This window comes from Rhodococcus sp. MS16 (genome assembly GCF_013277795.1).
Lineage (GTDB): Bacteria > Actinomycetota > Actinomycetes > Mycobacteriales > Mycobacteriaceae > Rhodococcus_F > Rhodococcus_F globerula.
Genome location: NZ_VBTM01000005.1, coordinates 295,609 through 313,716 on the forward strand (window position 1 = coordinate 295,609; position 18,108 = coordinate 313,716).

Sequence of the window (18,108 nt, forward strand, 5' to 3'; positions counted from 1 at the left end):
TCGGATCGGATCTCTTTCGATTCGACCGTACGCCTGAGCACACAGCCCGACAAGCGGGTTTCCCCGGCGGCACCTGGGGTAGCCGAATTACATGAATATCGGAAACCTTTTCCGCAGAATCGAATCCGCCGACCAACTGGACGGTCCGTCCACAGGGCTTCAACGCAGAATCCTCGACGCAACCTCACGCTCACCGGCTACGCGCAAAGTTGCGTCGATCCTTCGTGGATCACCAGTCGAGCACCCGCTACATCCCGCACTGGTGGCCGTCCCCATCGGAGCGTGGACTGCATCCGTTGTGTTCGATTATGTTGTGCGGGACCCGAAAACAGTGCGCAACCTGATCCTTCTCGGACTGGTCACAACACCGCCCGCCCTCATCACGGGCTGGCTCGATTGGTCTGAACGCGACACGATCGCGCGCCGGGTCGGGCTCGTCCACGCAGCGAGCAATGCGGTAGGCATCGACGCTTTCCTGGTGTCGTACTTCTTGCGCAGCAACGATTCCCCGCCTCCGCTACTCGCGCGGTTGCTTTCACTGGTCGGGCTGAGCGCCATCGGTGTCGGCGGCGCAATCGGCGGGCACATCGTGTTCCGGCTGATGGATGATCTGGACACAGAGGCGGCGTCAGCGCCGGTCCTGGATCCGGCACTGAACGTAGTGAACTAGTTGATCTGAACGTAGTGAACTAGTTGATCTGAACGTAGTGAGTTAGCGGATTCGATCAGTTCGCGTCGTGACCGTATTGACGGAGCAGGCGCGCAGTCCGATCGGAATCTGCCAGCGGACGATCGTTGGTCCACGAGGCGCGTCGACGCATCCGGGCGTCAGGAGTGCCGACGCTCGCACCGAATGCCGCAACCACGTCCGCAGTGGGCACTGCGTCGTCCCCGAAGTATCCGAGAACGATCAGATCCTCACCCGATCGGGTTTCCACTGCCAACGCCCAACCACATGTTTCCTCCCACAGCAATGCAACTTCCCGGCCGGGGAAACGTGGCACCTCTCGATCGAGGGCGATGTACGCCTCCATCGGATGCTCACCCCGGCAGCACCATTGCTCGATTCCTGCGCCGACGCCCTCGGCCACCGACTGGATGTACCGCTGGAATCCGAGCCCCACACTCGCGTCGACTAGTACCTGTTCGGTCATCGATCCACTCCTCACCTTGCGTGTTTGAAATGTGCCCATCCCGGGGCGCAGCGAAACCCGGTTCAGATCATGCACTGGGGGTATCCGAAGACGAAACAGTCAACCGAGAGGCGCCCAGATGACTTATTCGCCCGCCATCGCACCCGGACGAATGCTCAATATCTCCATGGTGTCGGTCAATGCGGACCCACTGGCTCAGGTGGGCAATTCCGTTGCCGGACGCCAGCATCTGCACGTCGACGAGTTGTCCTCGGCGCTCGTTCGCGCGGGCCATGACGTTACGGTGTACACGCGGCGGCAGAGTGCGCACGGTCCCGACCGTGTTCGCGCACGCGGTGGTTATACCGTCGTGTATGCCGAAGCCGGTCCGCTGCATGCGCTGAGCGACAAGGAACTACTGCAGTATCTCGGCGAATTCGGTAGTGAACTACGGAATTTGTGGACTCTGGACCGACCCGACGTAGTGCACGCGCATTTTTGGATGTCGGGCATAGCCACGGAACTGGCAACGAGGATTCTCGGCATCCCGGTTTTGCAAACATTCCATTCGCTCGGTATCACGGAACGGCGCCATCTCGGCTTGTCCGACGAAAACCCCTCGGAGCGTTCCCATCTGGAGCAGTTGGTTGCGAAGGGTGCGACGCATGTAATCGCGACGAGCTCGGACGAGGTGTTCGATCTCGTCCGACTCGGCTCGCCTCGCTCGCGGACAACCATGGTTCCGTCCGGCGTCGACATCGACCACTTCACTCCGGAGGGGCCGCGGGCAAAACGAAACGCGCCGCACCGATTGTTGTGCGTCGGAAGGTTGGTAGAGCAGAAGGGATTCGACGTCGCGATAGCGGCTCTGGCGTCGCTGCCCGACACCGAGTTGGTGGTGGCCGGCGGTCCACCGTCGTCAGGTCTGCCTACCGACGAGATCGCCACGCAGTTGCAGAAGCTCGCCGAACGACTGGGCGTCGCAGATCGAGTGAAACTTCTCGGCCGCGTTCCCCACCAGTCGCTGCCGAAGTTGATGCGGTCGGCGGACGCACTGCTCTGCACGGCCCGCTACGAACCGTTTGGCATCGTCGCGCTCGAGGCTATGGCTTGCGGTGTTCCCGTTGTCGCAACACCGGTCGGCGGGCTGCGCGACACCGTGGTGGACGGACTGACCGGACACCGCGTTCCGGTCGACAATCCGAAGCAGACCGCGAGGGTGGTTCGGCACCTGCTCGACAACGCTGAGGAAGGAGCCTTGTTCTCACGCGCGGGCAGAGCCAGGATGTGCGAATCGTATTCGTGGGAACACGTGGCCGGCGAAGTTGTGCGGACCTATGGTCGCTGCGTCACCGCGCCGCCCCGCACGCGGGCGCACAGAGTCGCTCACCGAAGCGAAGTAGCTCGGTGAGCGACCCGATTCTCCTTAAGTTCGATTCGCCTTAACGATTCGCCTTGACGCTGTATCCCCGATACTCCTTAACGCCGTACGACTCAGCGCTTTCAGGCAAGGAAACGTTTGGTTTCGCCGAGGCCGACTGCGTGCTCCAACGAGGTGTAGCAGTCGAACATGGATTCCTGGCCGGCGGCCCTGAGGAGACGCTGAACCGGTCGACCACAGATCAAGGCAAGAGCACCACCGGCATCCCGGGTGAGCGTGGCAAGGATCGACAACGACGACAACCCGCACATACCCATGAATTCGAGATCCGACATGTCGACAACCAGGGTCCGACCCGGCACAACCTGGCTGGACAGATAATCACGGAATGCGTTGACGCTCAACAAGTCGATTTCACCGCGAACCGAAATCACGACCGTAGAGGCACTGACCTTGTTCGCGCGAAACGAGGCGGTCGACGTCGCCGATGGCGGCGGACCGTAGTCGAGCGAACCTCGACCTGCGTACGAAAAGCCCGGTTTCGAACCTACGTTCGCCTTCCCAGGGACAGACGATCCAGAGACGGACGGCCCGGAAAGAGGCGATCCTGGAACAGATGATTTTGGAACAACAGTCATGGTTCTCCCATCCCGCAACGGCATACACTGTGCAAAGAAACGGGGGACATCCACCAGGGGCGCACGCGATATCGGGCCCCATAAATAATGGATAATCCCTCATCGGCTGTGTGCTCAACCTCGGTTAGGAACAGTACCCCGAGATGACGGAGGTCACAAGCGCGGTGTGAGCGTTCGGTTCGGTCGCACGTCACGAGCTGGTGGTCGAGGTTGCGCAAAGTTGTGGTTTGAACTGCACCCTTTGGAGGTAATCCCCATTAAGCGTCTGCGCACCGGCGTAGATATTTTCTGTATAGGGGTGTCTGTGATCGTATCGGTCGGTATGGTTCACCGCACCAGCGTCCGGGGCCGGCACCTGGTACGACGATCCGGAGAACTCATGCCACATCTCAGCGCAATCGAACCCGATCAGGATCGCACTCAACCCGTCGTCGAGTTGAGAATCCGGGCAACCCTTGACCAACTGTCGATATTGCGGGCGCTCGCTGCGACCGTCGCGATTCAGGAGAGCTTCGACCTCGACGCCATCGCCGACATCAGGCTGGCCATGGATGAGATCTGTACGCATCTCATCGTCCGAGCTCTCCCCGATTCTGTACTGGTGTGCCGATTTGTCTACGCGGCGTCCCAATTACATATTTCGGTCGCGACCACGACAGCTGAGTCCGACGGTGCCGACCAGCGATCCTTCGGGTGGCACGTCCTCACCGCCCTCACCGACTCGATTTCCCTTGATCAAGAAGAAGATCCGAATGGCGCCGGGTACATCACGACTATGAAGTTCACCAAAGCCGACGGCAGGCGCCAGTGACATCGTCCGCTCGCGGGGCATCGCCCGAGCATGGCCCACCGCGGCCGCGTCGTCGGTCGACAGACGAGTATCGAGACGTCATAGCCGTTTTCGAGAAGTTGGACACCCTCGATCGTCACGGAGTTGAGTACGAGCGAGTGCGGGCCGCGCTCATCACGCGCTGCCTGCCGCTGGCCGAGCACATTGCCCGGCGCTTCGACGGCCGGGGCGAGGCACATGACGACCTTGTTCAGGTCGCACGGCTGGGTCTGGTCAATGCGGTCGACCGGTTCGATGTCAGTCGTGGATCGGACTTCGTATCGTTTGCCGTCCCCACTGTCATGGGAGAAGTCCGTCGACACTTCCGGGACACCGGCTGGGCGGTCCGCGTTCCTCGCCGCATGAAGGAATTGCACTTCCAACTCGGCCAGGCGATCAGCGAGCTGTCACAGCAGTTGGGGCACGCTCCGACCGTCGACGAACTTGCGGCGACGCTGGGTGTCGAACGCGAAGAAGTAGCCCAAGCGCTCATCGCCGGAAACGCTTATCAAACAGTGTCGGTCGACGGCGCTGCGTCCAACCACACCGACGATCTTCCCCTGGTGGAAACTCTCGGCGATTACGACGCAGCTCTCGAAAATGTCGAAAATCACGAAGCTCTGCGGCCACTGCTCGAGAAGCTACCTGACCGGGAAAGGACCGTGTTGATGCTGCGGTTCTTCGGCAATCTCACGCAGACGCAGATCGCCGAGAAGGTCGGGGTATCGCAGATGCATGTGTCGCGGTTGCTCGCGAAGACTCTCAGTAGCCTTCGCGAGCAACTCGACTAACCCGCAGTAGCGACCGCGATCAGATTGTGGCCGTGTCGATGACAAATCTGTAACGGACGTCGCTTGCGACCACGCGATCGTAAGCGACGTTGATCTCGCTTGCCGGAATGAGTTCGATCTCGGCTCCGATTCCGTGTTCGGCGCAGAAGTTCAGCATCTCCTGCGTCTGCGGAATGCCGCCGACCATGCTGCCGGCCAGGCTACGACGGTTCGCGGCAAGCGAGAACGCGCGCACCTCGATCGGCTTCTCCGGCAATCCCAATTCGACCAAGGTTCCATTGAGTGCGAGCAACGACATGTACGCGTCGATGTCGAGGTTGACCGACACGGTGTTGAGAATCAGATCGAACTGTCCACGCAATTCCTTGAACGTTCCGGGGTCCTTGGTGGCGTAGTAGTGATCCGCACCGAAACGCAGACCGTCGTCCTGCTTGCTCAGTGATTGACTCAGGACGGTGACCTCGGCCCCCATCGCTTTGGCAATCTTCACACCGACGTGGCCGAGACCACCGAAGCCGATGATCGCAACCTTCGTGCCCGGTCCGGTTTTCCAGTGCCGTAGCGGCGAGTACAACGTGATACCTGCACACAGAAGTGGCGCCGCGACATCGAGTTCGATGCCGTCGGGGATCGAAAGAACAAAGTGTTCGTTGACGACGATGGACGTCGCATACCCACCTTGGGTGCGCTCGCCGTCGCGACCCTTGGCGTTGTAAGTGCCGGTCACTCCGGTGCGGCAGTACTGCTCCTCACCGGCGACGCACATGTCGCATTCCCCACAGGAGTCGACAAAACAACCGACACCCACGCGGTCGCCGACCTTGTGCGTCGTCACCTCGGAGCCGATCGCGGCAACTACACCCGCGATTTCGTGGCCCGGGACAACCGGGTATTTTGTTCCGCCCCACTCATTTCGGGCGGAGTGGATGTCGGAGTGGCAGATTCCGGCAAACTTGATGTCGATGAGAATGTCCAGTGGACCGAGCTCGCGTCGTTCGATGGTGGTCTTCTCCAGAGGACCGTCAGCGGACATAGCGGCGTAAGCAGCAGCAGTAACCATGGGTACATGCCTACTCGCGCAAGAAGGGACCTGCAAATTGCAGGTCCCTTCTTGTACCGATTTGTCTAGTTGTCGGTATCCTGAGCGTTCTCGGCCCGGCGACGCAGTCGTCTCGCCGCCGCAACCAAGTTGCGCAGTGACGGCTCGAGCTGCCACGGATGGCGGGTCTTGAGCCCACCGTCCGGGTTTGCCCACAAACGATCGAGAGAAATCGATTCGCTTGCCTCCGTGAGCAATTCGTCGAGTTCGTCGATATCCGGGATCCTCGCCGAACGGGACTCGTACACACCGGGTCCGACGCCGTGTGTGAGCGCGCCTTCCTTCAGTGCGTCGAGCACCCACGTGATGGAGCGGGTCGCGACGATAGCCGTCACATCGGCGTCCAACCGTTCGATGGCGTCGACCACCGACGACCGAGCGGAGTACGTCAGATGCGTGTGGATCTGTGTTTCCGGCTTCGCTCCACCTGTTGCCAGACGGAACGCGTCGACGGCCCACTCCAGGTAGGCCTCCCGGCCGTCCTCACGTAGCGGCAGCAGTTCACGAATTGCAGGCTCGTCCACCTGGATGATGGCGATGCCGGCCGCTTCGAGATCTGCAATTTCGTCCCGAATGACAAGGGCCAGTTGCTCTGCCGTTTCGTAGAGCGGCTGATCCTGACGGACGAAAGAACGGGCGATCATGGTGACCGGTCCGGTGAGCATGCCCTTGACCGGCTTGTCGGTCAGCGACTGCGCGTACGCAATCCATTCGACCGTCATCGGCTTCGGACGCGCGATGTCTCCGTAGAGAATCGGCGGACGCGTGCAACGAGATCCGTATGCCTGCACCCAACCGTTGTGCGTGAAGGCATACCCTTCGAGCAGTTCGGCGAAGTACTGGACCATGTCGTTGCGCTCGTGCTCACCGTGCACGAGGACGTCGAGTCCGATGTCCTCCTGCAGGCGGATGGTGCGTTCGATCTCTTCCTGGATGCGCTTGTAGTAGTCTTCCCACTCCAACCGACCCTCGCCGAGTTCGTAACGTGCCTGGCGGATTTCGTTGGTCTGCGGGAACGAGCCCAATGTCTGAGCCGGCACCAAGGGCAGGTTCAACCGTTCCTGCTGGGCCTTACGACGCTCTTCGTACGGAGCGCGGATACGATCTTCGGGCTTGACTGCGTTGACCCGGGCTCGCACGGCGTGCTTGAGCTTGAAGTGCACCTTTGTCGGACGCTTGCGCCACTTGTCCGACGGACCTTCGGTGAGGGCCTTCGCAAGTGTCACGACCTCGCCGACCTTCTGCTTGGCAAAGGCCAGACGGTCCGCGACGTCTCCCGGGATGTCGTACTCGGAGAGCACGTCGTACGGCACGTGCAGCAGCGAAGACGACGTGGAGACAACAAGATCCGGGACAACGTCCTTGAGCTCGTTGAGGTACGTCAAGGTGTTGAAACGATCGACTCGCCAGACGTTTCGGCCGTCGACCACACCGGCGTAGATCCGCTTGCGCTTGATGTGGGGAACCGCAGCCAGTTCTTCGGCCGTGATCCGGCCGTGCACGAGGTCCAGTCCGAATGCCTCGATCTTGGTGGCAGCCAGGATGTTCAGAGCCTCGCCGAACTTGCCGTACGGTCCTGTGACCAGCAGACGCGGACGCAGCGGCGCGGTGGACAGCTTCTCGTACGCCCGCTTGAGCGCATCGAGCTCTTCTGCCGAGCGATCCTCCGTCACCGAAGGCTCGTCCAGCTGAACGCATGTTGCACCGGCCTTGGCCAACTGCTCGAACAGCTTCTCGTACACGGGAAGTAGATCGTCGAGTCGATCGAGCGGCGTGAAATCGGCGTCGACCGCTTCGGTTGCCGGCCCCACCTTGGAGAGCAGAAGCAACGACACCGGTCCCATGATCACGGGACGCAGTTCGATGCCTCGTTCCTTGGCGCGCTCGAATTCGTCGAGCAACGCCTCCGAGTGGAGTGAGAACTCGGTGGCGGCGTCGATCTCGGGCTGACGGTAGTAGTAGTTGGTGCCGAAGAACCGGACCAACTCCAGGGGCGGGAAGTCGGGACGTCCACGCGCCATCGTGAAGTAGAAATCGAGTGGGTCCAAAGCGCTTTCGAGCGGCTTGAACCGCTCGGGCACGGCGCCGAACAGCAAGGCGTTGTCGAGAACGTGATCGTAGAACGAGAAGGTATTGCCGGGAACCTGGCTCAATCCCGTTGCAGCCAATTCGCTCCAGGTCGATTCCTGAAGTTCCTTGGCAACCGCGAGAAGTGCGTCCTTGTCGGAATTGCCGTGCCAGTAGGACTCGAGGGCACGCTTGAGCTCCCGCCGCGGCCCGATGCGCGGGTACCCCAGGACGCTGGAGCCGAATGCTGCAGTGCTGCTGGACATGCGGTCGACCTTTCTAACCGAGGGGCGCAAGCGCCCTGTGCGCCTTTGTGGTAGCCGGAACTACCAGAAAGGCGCACAGGGCCATTGGCCTTAGCTTGCCTGCTTGGCGGAACGACCGTTGTCGGTGTACTCGTAGAACCCTGCGCCGGACTTCTTACCCGTCAGACCGGCCTCGACCATACGGAGGAGCAGCGGCGGGGCGGAGTACAGCGGCTCCTTGAACTCTTCGTACATGGAGTCGGCGATGGACTTGACGGTGTCGAGTCCGACCAGGTCCGTCAGAGCCAGCGGACCCATGGGGTGCGCGAGGCCGAGAACCGTTGCCTTGTCGATGTCTTCCTTGGTGGCGAAGCCCGACTCGACCATGCGGATGGCCGAGAGCAGGTACGGCACCAGGAGTGCGTTGACGACAAAGCCGGAGCGGTCGGCACTGCGGACAACCTGCTTGCCAAGGACGTCACTGGCAAAAGCCTCGGCGCGCTGCGACACCGTGGAGCTGGTCTTGAGCGTCGTCACCAGTTCGACGAGCGGCAGAACCGGCACCGGGTTGAAGAAGTGCATACCGATGACTCGCTCGGGACGCTTGGTCGAGATACCCAGCTTCATGATCGGGATCGACGACGTGTTGGACGCGAGAACCGCATCCGGATCCGTCACGACCGCGTCGAGCTCGGCAAAGATTTCGCTCTTGATCTTCTCGTCTTCGACGACGGCCTCCACAACGAGCTGGCGGTCCGCGAAATCTCCCAGATCGGAGGTGAAACGCAGACGCCATGCGGCCTGCTCACGCTCACGTTCTGTGATCTTTCCGCTGCTCACGCCGCGGTCGAGCGAACGCAGGATGCGTGAACGCCCGGCTGCTGCAAGCTCGCGAGTCTGCTCGAAGACCAGAACATCGACATGTGCGCGGGCGCACACCTCGGCGATTCCGGCACCCATGATTCCGGCGCCGATAACGCCGACGCGCTGAATTTTTTCGCTGGTCACGTCAGCTCCTTGTTTGTCTCGTGGAGTTTGTCTGGTGGAGGTGTAGCTGTGGAAGCACTTCGAACCGCGTCGACGCTGATGGCCGGCGCAATCGGAACTGCTTTGAAGACGGAAGAGAAGTAGTGCGGTGATACAAGCAGGGGAGAGACCCGAAGCCGAGCCTCTCCCCCACCCGATGTCAGTTCTTAGTGGAACTGTCCCTCTTCGGTGGAGCCCTTGAGAGCTGCCGTCGAGGTGTTGGGGTCAACCGTGGTGGCGATGGTGTCGAAGTAGCCGGCGCCAACCTCACGCTGGTGCTTGATGGCGGTGAAGCCACGCTCTTCGGCAGCCTTGAACTCGCGCTCCTGCAGGTCGACGAATGCCGTCATACCTTCACGGGCGTAGCCGTAGGCCAGGTCGAACATGCCGTAGTTGAGCGAGTGGAAGCCTGCGAGCGTGATGAACTGGAACTTGAAGCCCATCGCGCCGAGCTCCTTCTGGAACTTCGCGATGGTCGCGTCGTCCAGGTGTGCCTTCCAGTTGAAGGACGGGGAGCAGTTGTAGGCCAGGAGCTGGTCCGGGAATTCGCTGCGAACGGACTCGGCGAACTTCTTTGCAACCTCGAGGTCCGGCACGCCGGTCTCCATCCAGATGAGGTCTGCGTACGGTGCGTAAGCCTTGGCGCGAGCGATGCAGGGCTCGATGCCGTTCTTGACGCCGTAGAAGCCTTCAGCCGTACGGGTTCCGTCGAGGAACGGGCGGTCGCGCTCGTCCACGTCGGAGGTGATGAGGGTTGCGGCCTCAGCGTCGGTGCGGGCGATGATGACGGACGGAACGTCCGCGACATCGGAAGCCAGACGAGCCGAGGTCAGGGTGCGGATGTGCTGCTGCGTGGGGATGAGCACCTTGCCGCCGAGGTGGCCGCACTTCTTCTCCGAAGCGAGCTGATCCTCCCAGTGAACGCCTGCTGCGCCGGCGCCGATCATGGCCTTCTGCAGCTCGTAAGCGTTGAGAGCGCCACCGAAGCCGGCTTCGGCGTCGGCAACGATCGGAGCGAGCCAGTTGCTGACGGAGGTGTCACCCTCGGTCTTGGCGATCTCGTCGGCGCGCAGCAGTGCGTTGTTGATGCGACGAACGACGGTCGGAACCGAGTTGGCCGGGTAGAGGCTCTGGTCCGGGTACGTGTGGCCCGAGAGGTTAGCGTCGCCGGCAACCTGCCAGCCGGAGAGGTAGATGGCCTTGAGGCCGGCGCGAACCTGCTGCACAGCCATGTTGCCGGTAAGTGCACCGAGGGAGTTGATGTAGTCCTCGTTGTTCACGAGATCCCAGAGGATCTCGGATCCGCGGCGAGCGAGGGTCTGCTCCTCGACGACGGTGCCCTGGAGCTTGACGACCTGATCGGCCGTGTAGTTACGAGTTACGCCCTTCCAGCGAGGGTTGGTGTCCCAATCCTGCTGAAGCTCTGCTGCGGTCTTCGGGGTGCCGGTGGTCGACATCAAGACTCCATCTCTTAGATCTACTGGTCCGGCCCGTTGTGAGCGGTACGTGCGTACTGCTTCACATCCTTGCCAGGCCCTTTTTGTGTACTCATCGAGAATGACACATCGAAAAAGTGCCGTCTACCTGTTGCTAATGCCAATCTTCGCTAGCTTTTCAACACACTTTGCTAAGACTGTGAAGATCGAGAGGGGTTCAAACCTCGCCAATCGGGCAGGTTTCCTACTGGCCGGTAGCAAGAAACTGCAGGCTGTGAACGAAATGCACGCAACCCTCTGCGACGACGCAAGCGCGCCGCCGATGGGCAACTCCAGCATCACTCCCAGCAACATTTTGTGACTCGAAGTGACCGCAATCACGCCCGTCTGGGTGGAATTCGCAGATTCACCGTGCGCAGGCGGGATTTATTGCACACAAGTTGCCTCGAAACGTGCGCTTCGGCCTGATTTCGCACACTTGTGTGCACCTGGGCTCGTCGTTCCGCTGCCGCCGACGCCAACCTCCACTAGCGTGACGGCCATGCCCCTGTACGAGTTTCGCTGCACCGGCTGCGGACCGCTCGAACGGTCGTTTGCGATGGCCGAGGTCCCCTCGTCGATTGTGTGCCCACAATGCTCCGCTGATTCCCGACGCGTGATGTCCACACCGAGATTGAGTCACGCATCCTCTGCCGCGATGGGACTACTCGACGCCACTGCGCGATCCGCCCATGAGCCGGCAGTAGTCAACGGCTCACTACCGGGCACTCGCCGCACCGTCACCCCGACTACGTCTAATCCGTTGCACCGCAAGCTACCTCGCCCCTGAGTATCACCTTCGATGATGAGGAGTTCACATGCCGGAGTTGCTGTTCCCCCTCGATTCCACCAAGAAGTTCACCGAGCAGGCCATCGTCGGCCATAACCGCTGGCACCCTGATATTCCGGCCGCAGTAACGGTGAAGCCGGGCGATGCGTTCCGTGTTCACTGCCGCGAGTGGTTCGACGGTGCCATTCACAACGACGACTCCGCGGACGACATCCTCAATGCGCCCCTCACCACCGTGCACACGCTTTCCGGCCCGTTTGCCGTCGAAGGGGCAAAGCCCGGCGACCTCCTGATCGTCGACATTCTCGACATCGGCCCTATCCCCCAAGAAGATTCGGGACCGTTGGCCGGCCAGGGCTGGGGGTACACCGGCATCTTCCCGCGTAACAACGGCGGCGGATTCCTCACCGAGCAGTTCCCCGACGCATACAAAGCGGTATGGGATTTCTCGGGACAGACCGCTACGTCGCGCCATATCCCACACGTGTCGTTCACCGGCATCGTGCACCCGGGACTCATGGGCACTGCGCCGTCAGCGGCCTTGCTCGCCAAGTGGAATGCCCGCGAAGGTGCATTGATTGCCACCGATCCCAATCGCGTTCCCCCGCTGGCACTTCCACCCGAGCCCCGTGACGCAGTACTAGGCACCCTCACCGGCGACGACTACACGCGTGTTGCCGGCGAGGCTGCCCGCACAGCTCCCCCGCGCGAGAACGGCGGCAACCAGGACATCAAGAACCTGACCAAGGGCAGCCGAATCTTCTACCCCGTATTTGTCGACGGAGCGAACCTGTCCGTCGGCGACCTGCACTTCTCCCAAGGCGACGGTGAGATCACCTTCTGCGGCGCCATCGAGATGGGCGGCTTCATCGATCTGCGCGTCGACATCATCAAAGGCGGCATGGACACCTACGGGGTATCCGAGAATGCGATCTTCATGCCCGGCAACACAGATCCGCAGTACTCCGAGTGGCTGGCATTCTCGGGTACATCCGTGACGCTGGACGGTGAGCAGAAGTATCTCGACTCCCATCTGTCTTACCAGCGCGCCTGCCTGCACGCGATCGAATACCTCACGAAGTTCGGCTACGCACCGGAGCAGGCATATCTGTTACTCGGCGCCGCGCCGATCGAAGGCCGGCTCTCCGGCGTCGTCGATATTCCGAACTCCTGCTCGACGGTGTATCTCCCGACCGCGATCTTCGACTTCCCACTTGCCCCGTCTGCGAACGGTCCGTTCCAGATCGACCCCGGCATGGGTGCTCCGCGTTCGGAGAACAAAGCCTAGGTTAAGTCTGCAAACACAAGTTTGCGAACTTCCTACACCCCTCGTATCCTGGCTGAATGTCGAAAACCTTCGTCGGTGTCCGGCTCCGCCAACTGCGTACCGAGCGTGGGCTGAGCCAGGCGTCGTTGGCAAAGACGCTCGAAATATCGGCAAGTTACCTCAACCAGATCGAGCACGACGTCCGCCCGCTGACGGTGCCGGTCCTGCTGCGGATCAGCGAGGTGTTCGGTGTCGACACCACCTTCTTCTCGTCGCAGGACGACACTCGACTGATCGCCGAAATGCGCGAGGTGGCTCTCGATCAGGAAATGGGTATCGACGCCGACGCGCACGAGATCGCCGAGATGGTGTCGAGCCATCCGGGGTTGGCGAAGGCGATGGTCAACATGCACCGCCGCTTCCGCAACACCACGGCGCAGCTGGCCGCGGCCACCGAGGATCGCTTCTCGGACGGCAGCGGCAGTGGTTCCATCACGATGCCCCACGAGGAAGTCCGCGACTACTTCTACCAACGGCAGAACTACATCCACGATCTTGATACTGCCGCGGAAGAACTGACGTCACGCCTGCGTTTCCACCGTGGCGACATCGCGGGCGAAATCGCCCGCCGTCTGGAAACGATTCACGACGTGCAGATCGTTCGCCGAATCGACCTCGGCGAGAACATTCTGCATCGGTACGACCCCGTGAACCGGGTCCTCGAGATCTCGTCGCACCTGTCCGGTGGTCAGCAGGTATTCAAGTTCGCCACCGAGCTGGCTTACCTCGAACACAACGACCTACTCGACTCCCTCGTCGCCGAAGGTAACTTCACCAGCGAGGAATCGGTGTCGCTGGCTCGCCTCGGGCTGGCCAACTACTTCGCCGCGGCTACCGTCCTCCCTTACGGACAGTTTCACGATGTGGCCGAAGATTTCCGGTACGACATCGAACGTATGTCAGCGTTCTACTCTGCCAGCTACGAAACGATCTGCCACCGACTGTCGACGTTGCAGAGACCGAAACTGCGCGGTGTCCCGTTCATGTTCGTCCGCGTCGACCGCGCCGGAAACATGTCGAAGCGTCAGTCCGCCACCGGTTTTCACTTCTCCACCAGTGGCGGCACGTGCCCCCTGTGGAATGTGTACGAAACCTTCTCCTACCCGGGCAAGATCATGCCGCAGATCGCCCAGATGCCCGACGGGCGACGGTACCTGTGGGTGGCACGCACAGTGGAGCGTCGGGCCGCGAGATACGGTCAGCCCCAGAAGATCTTTGCCATCGGGTTGGGCTGCGAGATCCGCCATGCCCACCGTCTCGTCTACGGCGACGGCTTGGACTTGGACGAGTCCAATCCCGGCACACCGATCGGTTCGGGTTGCCGGGTGTGCGAACGCTTGAACTGCCCCCAGCGCGCTTTCCCTCCATTGGGCAAGGCCTTGGACATCAGCGAGCATCGAAGCTCGATCTCGCCGTACGTAATTCGGTAGAGGCTCGACGCTACTGCGAATGCGCACGCAGGAATGCAACCGTGCGATCGAACGCGATCTGCCCGTCGGGAGTATCCAGATCGAACTGGTACTCGTGTTCGAGCGCCGGTTCGTAGTCATCCGGGTAGAAGAGCGCGTCGACGTCGACACCCAGACGAAGGAGTCTGTCAGCGAAAGGTTTCGACTGGCCGGCGGTGAGTTCGTCAGCATTGCCGCCGGTGATGAAGGTCGGGGGGAAAGCCGATGTGACGATGTTTATCGTCGACATCTGCCTGACCGCCGGTGAGTTCTCGAAGTCCTTGGTCCCGGTGTAGGCCCAAACGGATTCGCGGTCTGCCGTCCACCCGAATCTGCCGTCGGGATCGAGGAATTCGTACATATCGAAGACGCCACAGTCCAGGACGACGCCCCGGACCTGCTGCGGCGACAGGCTCGGCGTGACTCCGACTTCGGCGGCGTAGACCGGGTCGGTGATCATTGCAGCAATCTGGCTCGAGATCTGGCCGCCCGCAGAATCGCCGCCGAGGAAGAGTGCGTTCGGATCCACGTGCAACTGCTCCGCATTGTCGGTGATGTACCGATAGGCGTCGTTCAGTTGATGGAGCACTGTCGGGTACGTCGCGTCCGGGCCCAGAGAGTAGTCCAGGGAGATGACCGTGAACCCTTGGCCGGCAAGACTCTTGTAGTAGCCCGAGTAATCTTCCTTGTCGCCGTAGATCCAACTACCACCATGAGTCCAGATGAGTGTTGGCAGCGCTGCCGACGCCGAATCCGGGAAGTAGACGTCGAGTAGGGCATCCGGATCGCCGTCGCGGTAGGTCACATCGGTACGCGTCTCGACGCCGGACGGAGCCAACTCCGACAGCGTCGCAGAAACCGAATCTGCACTTCCTTCCGCCATCCACCGCATTGCCAACGTCCCCGGCCATGGGCTGAAGTACGTCGCCAATCCGCCGATAATCATCAGCGTGAACACCGCGCTCAACAGGCCGAGCGCCCACCTGGGCGATCGACGTGTGGACGACTTGGGCACGGCAACTCCTGGGCGTCGGAAACAGCATCGGGCACAAGGCTAGCGGAGATGCGGTTCCTGGGAATTGCCTGTCAATTATCGACGACCAGATTGCCGGGATTGTCAAATTCTCAAGCAGAACAAGGGGATACGATCAATCAACCCGCGCCGACAGGAAATCCACGGTGCGCTCGAACGCCACCACACCGTCTGCACCATCGAGGTTGAACTGGTACTCATGTCCGAGCGGCGGCTCGTGATCTTCCGGAAAGAACAACGTGTCCACCTTGACGCCGAATCCAGTCAGCTTGTCGGCCAAAGGTTTCGACTGACGATCTGTCAGCGGGTCGGCATTGCCGCCACTGATGTAGGCGGGCGGGAAATCGGCCGTGACGTGATGGAGCGTCGACATCTGTTGCGCCGCTGTGCTATCGACAAAAAGGCGATCACCGGTATAGGCCCACAGCGAACGATCGACACCCCAGCCGATGATGCCGGGGCCACCTACCATGTTCGCAACATCGTAGATTCCGCAGTTCAGCACAACTCCGCGCAGTTGATCCGGATGCAAGGCCGGCTTCACACAGACAAGGTCCGCGTACTCCGGATTGGTGATGATCGTTGCCAATTGGCTCGACAACTGAGCACCTGCCGAATCACCGGCCAGAAATATCTTCGACGGATCGACGTGCAACCTCTCGGCGTTCGCGACGATGTACGCGTGTGCGTCGTTGAGCTGACCGATCGCCGTCGGATACCGATGCTCCGGTCCGATGGAGTAGTCCAGCGACACCACGGTGAAACCGCGAGAGGCAAGTAACTCGTAGTACGTGGCGTTGTTGGACTTGTTGCCGGAAATCCAGGCCCCGCCGTGTGTCCACACCACGGTGGGGAGCGCGGTCTGCGTACCTGCCGGGAAATACACGTCCAGTCGGGCGTCGGAATCATCGGTGCGATAGTACTGATCCCGAACGGCGTCGACGCCTCCCGGCGCGTGTTTGCGCAGCTTGTCGGTGACTTTTGCGGCGTCACGGCCGAAGACCCAGCGCACAATCAGCGCGCCGGGTCTCGGACTGCGAAGCAGAGTCCTGAGTCGATGGGACATCGGTGTCCTGAGTCGATGGGACATCGGTGTCCTGAGTCGATGTGGCATCGGAGTCCTGACAGCTCGGCACTAGGTCCGAATCAGACTAACCCGACACCGTCGAAGCCGCCGGATCAACAGATCGCCTCAGCCAGTTTCTCGCGCACAAGTTCCTTGACGGCGCCTTTGGCAACCTTTCCGCCGGCTGCCATAGGCAACTCCGCCAGCGTCATCACATACTCCGGAATGTATTCGCGAGTGATGCCCTGCTCACGCATCCACTCGGTGAGCTCTGCCGCGGACAGTGCCTCACTGTCCGTGGTCACGACAACGGCGCACACCTTTTCCCCGAACAGAGCGTCGTCGACGCCGACCGCGGCAACCAAATCCACCAGCGGGTGCGCACGGACGTATTCCTCGACTTCGACGGCGGAGATGTTCTTGCCACCGCGAATGATGATGTCGGCCTTACGACCCACAACGCGGACGCGACCGTCCTCGTCGATTTCGACGATGTCGCCGAGCAGCATCCAGCCGTCTTCGGTGTACAGCTCGTTGTTGGCGTCGACGTCGCCCCAGTAGCCCTGACACATCAACGGTCCGTTGACCGCCGGTTGCCCGCGGCGCATGGATCCGACCACTTCTGTTGCGGCGTCGTCGAATACCCGAACCTGCATCCGGTCGATGACGTGACCACAGGTACGCAGCCTGGTATCGGAGTCGTCGTCGACGGTGGTGACGGAGACTGCTCCGGTTTCGTTGGAACCGTAGAATTGCAGCACTGCTGCTCCGGTTCGTTCCTCGAATGCCAGCGCCTCCGAGTACGGAACCGCCTCTCCCCCGGTAAACATGACGCGCAACGTATCGAGGTTTGCGCTCGCAGCGGCGTCGGATCGCAACAGCATCTTGAATTGTGTACTCACACAGTTCAACACGGTGACGCCTTCACGTTCGATGAGATCGATCATCACCGCGACGTCGAATCGCTCCATGACCACGTTGGGGGCGCCAAGCAACGCGGGCAGGAAATGCGACGTCCACAGGCCGAAACCGAAGGGAGCCGGAACCGCCCCGAGGAAGACTTCTTCCGGTCCGACATCGGCTGCCTCTGCGCCGATCTCGGAGAATGCAACCCACCGATCTTCCGTCTGAGTCACCAGCTTCGGAAGTCCGGTCGTACCGGACGTCGAGTTCAGCATGGACACGGCAGCCGTCGAGAAGGTCGGGCTCGAGGCCTCGAAAACCCGCTTCGGCACGGGAAGAGAGACAACACCTCCCACCGCGGCGGCCCGTTCGAAGCTCACGGCTCCGGTGTCGTCGGCAAACACCACGTCGAGGGTGGGATGCGCCTGTCGCAGTTGTGAGATCAACTCCGTGGTGTCGAGGCCGCGCAAAGATCGCGTCGTCACCAGAACTGTGGCGTCGGAACGTTCGATCAGATGCGAGATCTCGCGGAGCCCGGATCGCGACCCGATTCCCACGGCCACCCGGCCGGTCCGGTACGCGGCACACAGCGCGGCGTGGAAGACCATGGTGTCCGGAAGCAGCACCGCTACATGCTCGTATCCCTCTCTGGAAAGTTCGAGTGCCGACGCAATGGCGTCCGCGGCCGCGTCGTACTGCGCCCACGAAATTCGCGAAGTCGGGGTGATGAAGGCCGTGCGGTCCGGAATGGTCTCCGACCAGTGACGGACTATTTCACTGATACTGACGCCGGAAAATCGATCCGGATCGAGGGCAAACTCGCCGATTGCCACGTCCAACGTTGTGGGTTCCTGCAT

Annotated in this window: 16 protein-coding genes; 7 read left to right on the plus strand and 9 right to left on the minus strand. The window is 61.3% G+C overall.

What is annotated here, in order from left to right; translation table 11 throughout:
* Positions 1-91: 91 nt before the first annotated feature.
* Positions 92-670 carry a DUF2231 domain-containing protein gene (locus tag FEZ60_RS14220; RefSeq protein ID WP_045063917.1) on the plus strand — a complete coding sequence of 193 codons (579 nt, stop codon included), beginning with the start codon at positions 92-94 and terminating at the stop codon, positions 668-670.
* A gap of 55 nt (positions 671-725) precedes the next feature.
* Here FEZ60_RS14220 and FEZ60_RS14225 read toward each other — a convergent pair whose 3' ends face one another.
* Entirely contained in the window at positions 726-1,154 is a 429-nt protein-coding gene (locus FEZ60_RS14225; protein ID WP_045063918.1) for a DUF6292 family protein, read from the minus strand.
* A gap of 118 nt (positions 1,155-1,272) precedes the next feature.
* Here FEZ60_RS14225 and FEZ60_RS14230 point away from each other — a divergent pair, with 118 nt between their 5' ends.
* Positions 1,273-2,544 carry a glycosyltransferase gene (locus FEZ60_RS14230; RefSeq protein WP_045063920.1) on the plus strand — a complete coding sequence of 424 codons (1,272 nt, stop codon included), beginning with the start codon at positions 1,273-1,275 and terminating at the stop codon, positions 2,542-2,544.
* Positions 2,545-2,636: 92 nt separating this feature from the next.
* Here FEZ60_RS14230 and FEZ60_RS32900 read toward each other — a convergent pair whose 3' ends face one another.
* Entirely contained in the window at positions 2,637-3,176 is a 540-nt protein-coding gene (locus FEZ60_RS32900) for an STAS domain-containing protein (protein ID WP_342393910.1), read from the minus strand.
* Positions 3,177-3,531: 355 nt separating this feature from the next.
* Between FEZ60_RS32900 and FEZ60_RS14240 the strand changes: the two genes are divergently transcribed.
* Together FEZ60_RS14240 and FEZ60_RS14245 are read left to right on the plus strand one after the other, a co-directional pair.
* On the plus strand, positions 3,532-3,963 hold the full coding sequence (locus FEZ60_RS14240; protein WP_033235536.1) for an anti-sigma factor: 432 nt from the start codon (positions 3,532-3,534) through the stop codon (positions 3,961-3,963).
* Complete coding sequence (locus tag FEZ60_RS14245) at positions 3,960-4,772, plus strand: SigB/SigF/SigG family RNA polymerase sigma factor (RefSeq protein ID WP_033235537.1); 813 nt, start codon at positions 3,960-3,962, stop codon at positions 4,770-4,772. The genes FEZ60_RS14240 and FEZ60_RS14245 overlap by 4 nt, the downstream gene beginning before the upstream one ends.
* 19 nt (positions 4,773-4,791) lie before the next feature.
* On the opposite strand, the gene FEZ60_RS14250 is transcribed toward FEZ60_RS14245, so the two are convergent.
* From FEZ60_RS14250 to aceA, 4 genes are all read right to left on the minus strand, one after another.
* Entirely contained in the window at positions 4,792-5,832 is a 1,041-nt protein-coding gene (locus FEZ60_RS14250; RefSeq protein WP_172936335.1) for an NAD(P)-dependent alcohol dehydrogenase, read from the minus strand.
* 65 nt (positions 5,833-5,897) lie between these two features.
* Entirely contained in the window at positions 5,898-8,204 is a 2,307-nt protein-coding gene (gene metE / locus FEZ60_RS14255; protein WP_033235539.1) for a 5-methyltetrahydropteroyltriglutamate--homocysteine S-methyltransferase, read from the minus strand.
* A gap of 90 nt (positions 8,205-8,294) precedes the next feature.
* On the minus strand, positions 8,295-9,191 hold the full coding sequence (locus FEZ60_RS14260) for a 3-hydroxybutyryl-CoA dehydrogenase (protein ID WP_033235540.1): 897 nt from the start codon (positions 9,189-9,191) through the stop codon (positions 8,295-8,297).
* A 185-nt stretch (positions 9,192-9,376) separates the two neighbouring features.
* The gene (gene aceA / locus FEZ60_RS14265) at positions 9,377-10,666 is read right to left on the minus strand and encodes an isocitrate lyase (protein ID WP_003941533.1); all 1,290 of its coding nucleotides are present in this window, start codon (positions 10,664-10,666) and stop codon (positions 9,377-9,379) included.
* 520 nt (positions 10,667-11,186) lie between these two features.
* Between aceA and FEZ60_RS14270 the strand changes: the two genes are divergently transcribed.
* From FEZ60_RS14270 to ramB, 3 genes are read left to right on the plus strand one after another with little or no spacing between them, the layout of a single operon-like run.
* Complete coding sequence (locus tag FEZ60_RS14270) at positions 11,187-11,474, plus strand: zinc ribbon domain-containing protein (protein ID WP_072782287.1); 288 nt, start codon at positions 11,187-11,189, stop codon at positions 11,472-11,474.
* A gap of 28 nt (positions 11,475-11,502) precedes the next feature.
* Positions 11,503-12,762 carry a formamidase gene (gene fmdA, locus FEZ60_RS14275; RefSeq protein WP_033235542.1) on the plus strand — a complete coding sequence of 420 codons (1,260 nt, stop codon included), beginning with the start codon at positions 11,503-11,505 and terminating at the stop codon, positions 12,760-12,762.
* Positions 12,763-12,818: 56 nt separating this feature from the next.
* The gene (ramB, locus tag FEZ60_RS14280) at positions 12,819-14,231 is read left to right on the plus strand and encodes an acetate metabolism transcriptional regulator RamB (RefSeq protein ID WP_033235543.1); all 1,413 of its coding nucleotides are present in this window, start codon (positions 12,819-12,821) and stop codon (positions 14,229-14,231) included.
* Between the two features lie 10 nt (positions 14,232-14,241).
* On the opposite strand, the gene FEZ60_RS14285 is transcribed toward ramB, so the two are convergent.
* The 3 genes from FEZ60_RS14285 to FEZ60_RS14295 form a co-directional block, all read right to left on the minus strand.
* Positions 14,242-15,264, minus strand: coding sequence for an alpha/beta hydrolase (locus FEZ60_RS14285; RefSeq protein ID WP_245006068.1), 1,023 nt, complete (start codon positions 15,262-15,264; stop codon positions 14,242-14,244).
* A 133-nt stretch (positions 15,265-15,397) separates the two neighbouring features.
* A complete protein-coding gene (locus FEZ60_RS14290; protein ID WP_242484602.1) occupies positions 15,398-16,348 on the minus strand; it encodes an alpha/beta hydrolase in 951 nt (316 codons plus the stop codon).
* Positions 16,349-16,461: 113 nt separating this feature from the next.
* Positions 16,462-18,108 (minus strand): class I adenylate-forming enzyme family protein, encoded by a 1,647-nt coding sequence (locus FEZ60_RS14295; protein ID WP_172936337.1) that lies wholly within the window; start codon positions 18,106-18,108, stop codon positions 16,462-16,464.